The sequence below is a fragment of the Photorhabdus akhurstii genome, from assembly GCF_018448925.1.
Classification (GTDB): domain Bacteria; phylum Pseudomonadota; class Gammaproteobacteria; order Enterobacterales; family Enterobacteriaceae; genus Photorhabdus; species Photorhabdus akhurstii.
The window spans coordinates 19,238-30,150 of the sequence record NZ_RCWE01000018.1; the positions used below are offsets into that span (position 1 = coordinate 19,238).

General features: G+C 43.3%; 10 protein-coding genes and 1 pseudogene. 7 read left to right on the forward strand and 4 right to left on the reverse strand.

Translation table 11 applies throughout. From position 1 onward, the window contains the following. Window positions 1-26: 26 nt before the first annotated feature. Window positions 27-1,358 (reverse strand): 23S rRNA (uracil(1939)-C(5))-methyltransferase RlmD, encoded by a 1,332-nt coding sequence (gene rlmD / locus EAE93_RS16865; RefSeq protein ID WP_214040172.1) that lies wholly within the window; start codon window positions 1,356-1,358, stop codon window positions 27-29. Between the two features lie 53 nt (window positions 1,359-1,411). Between rlmD and EAE93_RS16870 the strand changes: the two genes are divergently transcribed. Next, complete coding sequence (locus EAE93_RS16870) at window positions 1,412-3,763, forward strand: ATP-binding protein (protein ID WP_214040173.1); 2,352 nt, start codon at window positions 1,412-1,414, stop codon at window positions 3,761-3,763. On the opposite strand, the gene dgt is transcribed toward EAE93_RS16870, so the two are convergent. Beyond that, on the reverse strand, window positions 3,747-5,273 hold the full coding sequence (gene dgt / locus EAE93_RS16875; RefSeq protein ID WP_214040174.1) for a dGTPase: 1,527 nt from the start codon (window positions 5,271-5,273) through the stop codon (window positions 3,747-3,749). The genes EAE93_RS16870 and dgt overlap by 17 nt on opposite strands. Window positions 5,274-5,399: 126 nt before the next feature. On the opposite strand from dgt, the gene mtnN reads away from it, so the two are divergent. Then, window positions 5,400-6,101 (forward strand): 5'-methylthioadenosine/S-adenosylhomocysteine nucleosidase, encoded by a 702-nt coding sequence (gene mtnN / locus EAE93_RS16880; protein WP_214040175.1) that lies wholly within the window; start codon window positions 5,400-5,402, stop codon window positions 6,099-6,101. 80 nt (window positions 6,102-6,181) lie between these two features. Continuing rightward, window positions 6,182-7,012: a vitamin B12 ABC transporter substrate-binding protein BtuF gene (btuF, locus tag EAE93_RS16885; RefSeq protein ID WP_214040176.1), complete on the forward strand. Its 831-nt coding sequence runs from the start codon at window positions 6,182-6,184 to the stop codon at window positions 7,010-7,012. Between the two features lie 81 nt (window positions 7,013-7,093). Here the strand turns inward: btuF and erpA are convergent, their stop codons facing one another. Next, the gene (gene erpA / locus EAE93_RS16890; RefSeq protein ID WP_036781943.1) at window positions 7,094-7,438 is read right to left on the reverse strand and encodes an iron-sulfur cluster insertion protein ErpA; all 345 of its coding nucleotides are present in this window, start codon (window positions 7,436-7,438) and stop codon (window positions 7,094-7,096) included. A gap of 318 nt (window positions 7,439-7,756) precedes the next feature. Between erpA and EAE93_RS16895 the strand changes: the two genes are divergently transcribed. Continuing rightward, complete coding sequence (locus EAE93_RS16895; protein ID WP_214040177.1) at window positions 7,757-8,542, forward strand: DUF1460 domain-containing protein; 786 nt, start codon at window positions 7,757-7,759, stop codon at window positions 8,540-8,542. A 50-nt stretch (window positions 8,543-8,592) separates the two neighbouring features. Further along, entirely contained in the window at window positions 8,593-9,876 is a 1,284-nt protein-coding gene (hemL, locus tag EAE93_RS16900) for a glutamate-1-semialdehyde 2,1-aminomutase (RefSeq protein WP_036808175.1), read from the forward strand. A gap of 40 nt (window positions 9,877-9,916) precedes the next feature. On the opposite strand, the gene EAE93_RS16905 is transcribed toward hemL, so the two are convergent. After that, window positions 9,917-10,177, reverse strand: coding sequence for an antitoxin (locus tag EAE93_RS16905; RefSeq protein ID WP_214040178.1), 261 nt, complete (start codon window positions 10,175-10,177; stop codon window positions 9,917-9,919). 168 nt (window positions 10,178-10,345) lie between these two features. On the opposite strand from EAE93_RS16905, the pseudogene EAE93_RS16910 reads away from it, so the two are divergent. Together EAE93_RS16910 and EAE93_RS16915 are read left to right on the forward strand one after the other, a co-directional pair. After that, a pseudogene (locus tag EAE93_RS16910) lies at window positions 10,346-10,591 on the forward strand (type II toxin-antitoxin system RelE/ParE family toxin); the annotation flags it as partial. Continuing rightward, on the forward strand, window positions 10,581-10,865 hold the full coding sequence (locus EAE93_RS16915; protein ID WP_214040179.1) for a helix-turn-helix domain-containing protein: 285 nt from the start codon (window positions 10,581-10,583) through the stop codon (window positions 10,863-10,865). The pseudogene EAE93_RS16910 and the gene EAE93_RS16915, both read left to right, overlap by 11 nt. Window positions 10,866-10,913: the final 48 nt, after the last annotated feature.

Here is a 10,913-nt window from a genome sequence, read left to right on the forward strand (position 1 = left end):
CTTCATAGCTTCTATCCAACCATAACCTAACGACTAAATAGCGCCATTGACTCCAAATGGCCTGTATGCGGAAACATGTCCAGCATCCGCACACTGATAATTTGATAGCCAGCCTCAAGCAGAATCTTACTGTCCCGCGCCAATGTTGTTGGATTACAAGAGACGTAGACCACTTTTTCCGGGGCTAACTCAACAATGTGTGACATGACTCCTGCCGCACCAGCACGCGCCGGATCTAATAAAACCTTGTTAAACCCCAGTTTCGCCCAGGGTTGATGATGTATGTCAGCTTCCAGGTTCTCATGGCAGAAAGATATGTTATCCAAATTATTTAATCTGGCATTATATTGCCCATTAGCCACCAGCGTGGCAACCCCTTCGACTCCGACCACAGATTGCACTACGCGACCAATAGGTAAGGTAAAATTCCCCATTCCACAGAACAGATCGAGCACCCTGTCATTCGGTTGTAAATCGAGCCACTCCATCGCCTGAGCAACCATTTGTTGATTCACCTGATCGTTAACCTGAATAAAATCCCTTGGACTGAAAACTAGTTTTAGGCCGCCTACCTGATACCAAGGTTCCGGCGGTTGATTCAGCGACTCAAGTGAGGTTTCATCCGCCGCCAGATAGACAGCAACGTTATGTTGCACGGAAAATGCGCATAGTTTCTCTCTATCTTCCCGTTTCAAGGGATCAAGATGGCGCAATATCATCAATGGGCCATTATCTGCCAGCACCAATTCCACATGCCCCAACCGTTTAACCGCTTTCAAGTTATTCAGACACTGAGATAATGGCTGCAATAACTGTTCCAATTCAGGTCGCAAAACAGGGCACTCTTTTATCGCCACTAATTCATTGGATTGATTTTGACGAAATCCCATCACCAGTTGGCGCTGTTTTATTTGATGCTGTTTTACTTGATAATGTAAACCAAGCCTTGCCCGACGCCGATAACCATATTCGGGACCGAGAATCACCGGCTTGGCAGAAACTGTTACACCGGTTTCCCGTCTAATCAGATGTTCGAGGACGCTGGCTTTACTCTCACGTTGTAAATCAGGCGCAACATGTTGTTGCTGACAACCGCCACATACTCCAAAATGCGGACAACGGGGATTTACACGATATGGACTGTCAGATAGACGCTTAACCAACTTTGCTTTTGCAAACTGACGCTTCTCTTCCGTTAGTTGTACCTGTGCTTGTTCACCGGGCAATAATCCGGCGACAAAAATAGTTTTACCCTGATGGCGAGCTACGCCCTGCCCTTGGGCATCCAGATTATCAGCAGTCACTGTGATGATATGTCGATTTACTATTCGGCGGTTGGGGGAATAAAATTGCACCATGATTCTTACGGACTATGAATTATTAAGTTCTTATTTTCCCACAATGGACGATTATGACCAAATATAGCTTACGCATCCGCATGATGAGCCTGATCCTGGTTCCCATTTTACTGGTTGGCATGTTTTTCAGTATCTCATTCCTCTGTTATCACTATCGTGAACTGAAAAATCAAATTGTTCGATCCGGGATCAGCATTATCGAACCCCTTTCCATCGCCAGTGAAATTGGCATAAACCTGCACAACCGTGAACGTGTCAACTCATTGATAACCCGGCTTCATCGCAGAAACTCTGAGATAGTTCGGGCGATTGCCATTTTTAATGATGATAATCAACTATTTGATATATCAAACTATAAATACAATGCAGCTCAACTACAGATCTCGCCAGATATGCCGCTGCCAACCACCCTGACAAAAATAGAGGTTAAAAATAGTATTATTTTACGCATACCCATTATTTCAGAACACTATTTGTCTCAGAATCAACAGCATGCCGACGCCCCATCTTTACATCCGATTGGTTATATCGCTATTGATCTCGATTTACGGTCCGCTCACTTACAGCAATATAAAGAAATCGTTATTTTTATATTACTATTACTCATTTGCCTTGGTTGGGCATCGCTGTTCGCCTACCATTTGGTTCGTAAGATCACCAAGCCTATCAGCGATATCGTCAGTACTGTCGATAGAATTCGCCAAGGACAATTAAACAGCCGTGTCAATGGGAAATATTTTGGTGAATTAGATACGTTGAAGAATGGCATTAACGCAATGGCCAAATCGCTCTCCAGCTATAAAGAAGAGATGCAAAACGATATTTATCAGGCAACGTCAGATCTTCGGGCGACAATGGAGCAATTCGAAATTCAGAATGTTGAGCTGGCAATAGCGAAAAAACGCGCTCAAGAAGCAGCTAGAATAAAAACGGAATTTCTGGCAAACATGTCTCATGAATTACGCACACCACTTAATGGCGTCATTGGCTTCACCCGCCAAGCACTGAAAACACCTTTAACAATACAGCAAACTGAATATCTGTATATTATCGAGCGTTCCGCTAATCATCTACTGAACATTATCAACGATATATTGGATTTTTCGCGACTTGAAGCAGATAAATTGGTATTGGAAAGCATTCCATTCCTGCTACAAGATACGATTGATGAAGTTATGGTGTTACTGACACTCAGCGCCAAAAGTAAGAATATTCAGCTAACTCACCATGTTGATCCCCAAATACCGAATCTGGTCGTAGGCGACCCTACACGCCTCCAGCAAATATTCACCAATATCATCGGTAACGCGATTAAATTCACTGACCAAGGTTCTGTGGAGATAAATATCAATCTGCTACAACAGAAGCACCATAAAATCAATTTAGAGATTACGGTCAGCGATACAGGTATTGGTATCAGCCCTGAACAGCAACCTCATCTATTTCAGGCTTTTCATCAAGCAAATGCCAGTATTTCCCGCCGTTATGGCGGCACCGGCCTCGGTCTGGTTATTACACGGAAACTGATCCAAGAAATGGGCGGAAATATCAGTTTTACCAGTGAGCCGAAAAAAGGTTCTGTTTTCCGTTTTGATTTATGGCTAGGAAAAAACGATTTCATTCTAACCGGCTCGGTTGTACCACAAAAGACGCTTATCCATCCCCCACGTTTACCGATGACCGTCATGGCCGTTGACGATAATCCAGCTAACCTCAAACTAATAGGCTCATTACTGGAAGAAATCGTGGAAAAAACCGTGCTATGTAGCAGTGGAGAAGAAGCTTTACAGTCAGTAACCGCTCACCATTTTGATGTTATTCTGATGGATATTCATATGCCAGGTATGGATGGCATCTGTGCTTCCGACCGCATCCACCAGCTACCGCAACACCGCAGTACGCCGATCATTGCGGTTACAGCCTATACTTGCCGACCAAAGAACGATACAGATCAATCGCCATTTGAGGATTTTCTGACCAAACCTCTTGATGAAGATCGCCTGAGATCGGTGTTAAATCGCTACGTTAAGACGCCAAAATCACAACATATTAACTGGTCATTAGCGCTACAACAGGCAATTGGAAAAGAACAGCTAGCTATAGATATGTTGCAAATGTTGGTAGATTTACTGCCAACGATTAAAACAATCACAGAAAAAGTTTTGTCAGGGGAAACGGTGGAAGATTATCAGCAGCAGCTCCATAAACTACACGGTAGCTGCTGTTATAGCGGCGTGCCGCAACTTAAAGCCCTCTGCCAATTAATTGAACAACAATTACAACAAGGCGTTCAATTAACAGATATAGAACCCGAATTGTTGGAACTAGCAGATGAAATTGATCATGTCCTTATCGCCGCCAAAAAAATATTGAGTAGCGGCGAGAACATCAATTACACACAATAAATTTGCGATACTCTTCATAAGCATAATTATCTGTCATGCCACTGATGTAATCCTGAATAAGACGAGCGCGATAATAGAACTCTATCAGCTCTTTTTCAGATTGATCAGTGGCAACAATTTTCTCTACTGCTTCACCATAAGCGAGACGATGCTTGGTGGAAAGTTTGTGTAGCAGCCGGGTTTCCATGAAATAATCTTTGTGGAAATTGTTTTGGTTCAGTTCCACAAAATCCTGACGGGACATCTTCAATAACGGATAATAAAAATCCAATAACCCATTGATGATTCGGTATCCCTGCAACTCTAATTTTTCAATCTCTGGATGATTAAACACTCTCTTACAAGCAATGTTTTTCAATGTTCTAAGTAACCGATGCTCCTCGCTCTTATCTTCAAGTAGCGCTTGATTAAATGAACCCTCAAAAACAGCCGGCAGATGATCAATAAAACGACGAGCAGTGTAAGGCACAAGTTTGCCGGTAATATAAACCCGCAGATACATAAAAAATTGGTCCTGCTGACTTCGACGTAATTCGTTACCGTGAATTCCCTTGTACGCCTTTCTGACCGTTACGTCGAATAGATCCCCGGTCCGATGACCGCCATTTTCTTGCCACTCCTGTTCCAAATATCCCATCAGGGTATCGACGCTGAAAATCGCTTTTTCAACAGCATCATCCAAATCAGCAATGCAATAAGAGATATCATCTGCCGCTTCCATAATATAAGTCAGTGGGAAGCGACAAAATTCACCCATTTTAAGCTCACGACGTAATTCGCGCACAAAATGCGCTTCCGACCAATAAAAACCCGGTTTTTTCATCAAGTAATTAAATTGATTTGGTGTTTCTTCAAGACGAAAAGCAGGACAAGTATATTTTAGAATACAGCCAACTTGGGCATAAGTCAGATTGAGTTTTAATAAGCTATGCACCATTCGGATAGCTTGAGCATTCCCTTCAAACTGACACAGATCTTTACGCAACTGGCGACGAAAGCGATCTTTTTTCACATCGCCACACAAACGCAATGCGGATATTTCACATTGATCTTCCCGCTTAATATTTTCCAGGGAAAAATTAAGGTCGAGTTTTCTGGCAAACCAATCTTTAATTGCCGCTTCACCAAAATGACCAAATGGCGGATTACCAATATCGTGCATTAAACAAGCCATTTCAATCAAACTTTCAAATGATAATAGCCGTTTGTCCAGCCCGTAATCGGCCAGCAAATTACGCGTTCTCAATTCATTAATAATCGTTTTTGAAATATGGCGTCCAACCTGTTGCACTTCTAATGAATGCGTCAAGCGACTGCGGACAGCGGCATTATTTTCCAGCGGAAAAACCTGTGTTTTTTGCTGTAAACGGCGAATAGCCGCTGAATTCATAATCCGCCCACGATCGCTTTCAAACTGGCGAATAACCTGTTCTTCATCATTAGGATCAATATGATACTGACGGTATTTACGCTGATAGTTAAGCTTCTGACTAAAGTCTATCCCGGACATTTATCCCCCGACTTGTGAGATAGCACTGTTTTACATCACAGATTATCTGATTGTTCCGAATTCAATGTTAAACTCAAACACGAGATGATTTTATATGATTAATTAATCAACAGCGAGTATGACATCATGAAAGTAGGCGTGATAGGTGCTATGGAACAAGAAGTGACTTTACTGCGCGATCAAATTGAAGATTGCCAAACACTGTCACGAGGTGGTTGCGAAATCTATACCGGTAAGCTCAACGGCGTGGAGATCGCACTGTTAAAATCCGGTATTGGTAAAGTTTCTGCCGCAATTGGCACAACTTTGCTGCTTGAACATTGTCAACCTGATGTGATTATTAACACCGGATCAGCCGGCGGCCTTGATCCGCAGCTACAAGTCGGTGATATCGTGGTATCCAGCGAAGTTCGCTATCATGACGCTGATGTCACCGCGTTTGGTTATGAACCCGGTCAGATGGCGCAATGTCCTCCGGCTTTTGTGGCGGACGAGCAACTCATTGCTCTGGCGGAAGAGTGTATTCATTCACTGAATCTGAACGCAGTACATGGGCTGATTTGCAGCGGCGATGCCTTTATTAATGGCGCGGAACCACTGGCGCGTATCCGGGCGACGTTCCCACAAGTGACCGCGGTAGAAATGGAAGCCGCAGCGATAGGGCATGTCTGCCACCAATACAACACTCCGTTTGTCGTTGTGCGTGCTATCTCCGATGTGGCAGATAAAGAATCTCATATCAGCTTTGATGAATTTCTTGCCGTGGCAGCCCGTCAATCTACATTGATGGTCAACGCAATGCTGACAACGCTGAGTCAAGATAAATAATATATTACTGACACGCCCTGATTAATATTTTCGGGCGTGTTTGCCGGCGACATATTTAATGTTTTAAAGAGCGCACATTAATGAAATGGATAAAAAGCACGGGTTCAATTGGATTATTGCTTTTACTGTTTCTCAGTAGTTTCAGCCATTTTCTGTATGCCGCTCCCTTACGAGTAATCAGTTTATCGCCGTCAACCACTGAATTAGCCTACGCCGCCGGGTTAGGTGACAATTTAATTGCCGCCAGCGCCTACTCTGATTATCCCCCTCAAGCCCGTAAACTTGAGCAAGTAGCTAACTGGCAAGGCGTCAATCTGGAACGCATTATTACTCTTAAACCTGATCTGATTCTGGCATGGCGCGGAGGTAATCCCCAACGTCCACTGGAACAACTTGCTGCTTTTGGCATTAAAATATTTTATTCCGATCCCTCCACCACCGAACAGATAGCGCAGGATTTAGAACGGCTCGCTGAATATAGTCCTCACCCAGAAAAAGCAAAAAAATCCGCGACTGAACTTCGTCAACGATTTGCCAATTTGCAACAAAAATATGCCGCTACTACAACCCCCAAACCGGTCTTTTTACAATTCGGCACTTATCCTCTGTTTACCGCTTCAGGACAAACACTGCAAAGTGAAGTGCTTTCAATTTGTGGCGGCAGAAATATCTTTGCCGACAGCCCCGTCCCCTGGCCCCAAGTCAGTCGGGAGCAAGTACTCATCAGGAAACCTGAGATAATTGTTATCAGCGGCGGGCAAGAACAGGTCAGATTAATTGAAAATTTCTGGCATCCGCAATTACGCGCCAAAGTGATTACATTACATGAAGATTGGTTTCATCGCGCGGGACCGCGCATCATTCTGGCAGCCGAACAGCTATGCCAGCAATTGAACGATGATGGTTCCTGATAAATCAAAATTATTTGAAAGATGACAGGAATATCCCGCAATAACATTCATAGACCTGTCATCGCGGGATATTCCCTAGAATCAAATACTGAAAGAAGAGCCACAACCACAGGTTGTCTTCGCATTAGGGTTGGTGACGATAAAACGTGAACCTTCCAGACCTTCGGTATAATCCACACAACCACCTACCAAATATTGCAGGCTCATCGGATCAACAACCAACTCCACCCCCTGCTTCTCAATGGTCATATCACCTTCATTTATTTGATCATCAAAGGTAAAACCATACTGGAAGCCACTGCATCCTCCACCGGTGATATAAACCCGTAAACGCAAGTTTGGGTTTTCTTCATCCGAAACCAAGATTTTCACTTTGTTAGCGGCAGCATCCGTAAACTGCAAAGGTAATGCGATATCATCGCTCATCATTTTTACTCCAGACTGGAACCCGGCAAAGATATTTAGAAGACAACAAAAATTTGCCGATCATTAATAACTCGGATTATCCAATACCTGATTGGTTCGTTCAAGTTTTGTCATTTTGACAACACACCAACCGCCAAAAAATTATCACACCTGTAGCTTACTATTGCCAGCCTGTTACGATAGCCCCAAAGGACATTAAGCCGTCACTATAGTTAAATCCTTAGTCAATCAATTAGCAATAAGAAGGAAAAATATTGATTTATCATCATGATTAGTTACTTTATTGAATATTTTTCAAAGTAATCACATGGAGTTCCTATGCGAAAAATGTTACCACTGATGCTTGTTGCCGCGCTGGCAAGCTGTGCTACTCATAGCAAACAAGCCGATATTGACAGCTATACCGCGAAAAAAATTAATGAAATTATAGACAACCAGGTAAAACCGGGAAATAAAGATAATCCAGGTGAAATAATAAAAAACGTCTCTTATCAATTCCTGGGCACACCTTATGCCGCAAACAAACTTATTGGTTCCCCGACTGAACCTGAAAAATTAGTGATAGATTTTAACGGGTTAGACTGTTTTACTTTCATTGATTATGTAGAATCGCTAAGGAAATCCAGCGACCAAAATGATTTTGTAAAAAATCTCATCCAGACAAGATATATCGATGGAAAGATTAGTTTTTTACAAAGAAAACACTTTTTTACAGATTGGTCAACCAGAGAAAAATTAAATGCCAAAGATGTAACAGATGAAATAAGTTCTTCTTACATAACAATCACAAAAAACCTGAATAAAAAGGCTGATGGTAGCGAATATATCCCCGGACTGGGTGTCACCAAAAGAGAGATCAAATATATTCCAGGGGATAAGGTCAATGATGCCGTTATTAAGAACTTAAAAACGGGCGATTATATTGGAATATATACCCATCTTGCCGGGCTGGATGTCACACATACAGGGATTTTTATTATGACGGATCATGGCCCAATGCTGAGGAATGCATCCTCACTTGCTGCGAATAAAAAAGTTGTCGATTCACCATTTCTTGATTACGTAAAGAATAAACCCGGAATTATCGTTCTAAGAGCATTATAATCCGTGGGGCAAACGGCAAATCCACTTAAAACTAGATTCAGGAGCCTTTCATGAGCCAATCCGACATCCTCTATTCTCAGGCAAAGCAACTTATTCCCGGCGGCGTCAACTCTCCGGTACGTGCATTTAATGGCGTTGGCGGTACTCCGCTGTTTATCAAACATGCTGATGGCGCTTATCTCTATGATGTTGATGGTAAAGCCTATATCGATTATGTCGGTTCCTGGGGGCCAATGGTGCTGGGACATAACCACAGCGCTATCCGCAATGCCGTTATCAAAGCCGCAGAGCAAGGATTAAGTTTTGGCGCCCCCACTGCCGCCGAAGTGGAAATGGCGCAATTGGTGACTGAACTGGTGCCATCGATGGATATGGTGCGCATGGTTAACTCAGGCACCGAGGCGACCATGAGTGCTATCCGTCTGGCTCGTGGTTATACCAACCGCGATAAGATCATCAAATTCGAAGGTTGCTATCACGGCCACGCTGATTGTCTGCTGGTGAAAGCCGGTTCTGGCGCCCTGACCATCGGCCAACCAAACTCGCCTGGGGTTCCGGTTGATTTCGTTAAACATACACTGACCTGTACCTATAACGACTTAAATTCAGTCAGAAAAGCGTTTGAACAATATCCCGAAGAGATCGCCTGTATTATTGTCGAACCTGTCGCCGGTAATATGAACTGCGTACCGCCACAACCAGAATTCCTGCCCGGTCTACGCGCATTGTGTGATGAGTTCGGCGCTTTGTTGATTATCGATGAAGTGATGACCGGTTTTCGCGTCGCCCTATCCGGCGCACAATCTTATTACGGTGTCGAACCCGATATAACTTGCCTTGGCAAAATCATTGGCGGCGGTATGCCCGTTGGCGCTTTCGGCGGGCGTTATGAAGTGATGGAGAAATTAGCGCCAATTGGCCCTGTTTATCAGGCAGGAACCCTATCCGGCAACCCGATTGCGATGGCTGCCGGCCTTGCTTGTCTGAAAGAAGTTTCTCAACCTGGCGTTCATCAACGCCTGACTGAACTAACAGATAATCTGGCGGCTGGCCTGACGAAAGCAGCAAAAGAGGCAGGCATTCCTTTGGTAATCAACCATGTTGGCGGGATGTTCGGTATTTTCTTTACTGATGCAGAAACCGTCACTTGCTATCAGGATGTGATGAATTGCGATATTGAGCGCTTTAAACATTTCTTCCACCTGATGCTTGATGAAGGGGTTTATTTAGCGCCTTCCGCATTTGAAGCGGGTTTTATGTCTATCGCTCACACTGATGAAGATATTCAGCGTACTGTTGATGCGGCCGCTCGCTGCTTTGCCAAGCTGAAATAGTTTCTTTTTTTCAAATAACAGCGCCGTATTTTTACGGCGCTCACTCTTTCCATCCTTCGAATGGGTCACAAGATTGTTCTTGCTGACACCGCTCATCTTTACTCAGAAAATCATTGGGTATAGTTGTTCCCTTCAATGCCGCAAAAAATCCGGCCCAGTCGTGTGGTTTACAGGATAGTATTACATCTCCTGTCTTAAGATCTTTTCGAATAAAAACTTTATCAGAATCAAACCGATAAGCTGCTGGCAGGCGTACCGCTTGACTCTTCCCATCCATAAACAATTTAGCTTTATGGCTCATACAACCTCTTGATATTGATTGGAATATCCCAAATCCTATCACAGATCTTGATACATAAATCAAAAGAGATTTGACAATCATAAACTGATAAATCAATTTGATGTAACACTCACCGCTACGATTGCTACTGAAATATCGTAACTTGAATCATAGGCTCAGCGCCGTTTTAGTGGATGTATAATTAAGCTAGAAGCTGAAGGGAACAAGTTGAGGTATCCGACAACAGAGCCGCTAAGAGACGGGCTATTTCAACTGAGAGTAGGCAACAAAGACATCACCAGAACAATTTTTGCTTATGCCAAGGGAAGAAGAATTTATATACTTCGCACATTTATAAAGAAAACCCCGAAGACTCCACCGGCAGAAATCAAACTAGCATTACAAAGATTAGAGGAAATGACAGATGAAAGTTAAGGGTATTCCATTTTCAGAAGTGAAGGCGAAAGCCCTCTCATCCCCCAAAGCTCAAGCCGCTTATGAAGCAGCTAAACAGGAAGAAGAACTCTACGAACTAATCCAAAGCATGAAACAGAAAGCAGGTATTAATAGTTCACAGTTAGCCGAACGACTAGGAATTACCCCACCGGCAGTAGCTAAGGTTGAAAAAAACCCAATGAAAGCAAGTATTGCAACACTTGAGCGCTATGCAGCAGCTTGTGGAGTAAATCTCAAAATTACTATCGCATAATACGTTAATCTCAATACCTGATATCTTAATCAAACTTCATAGTAAAGA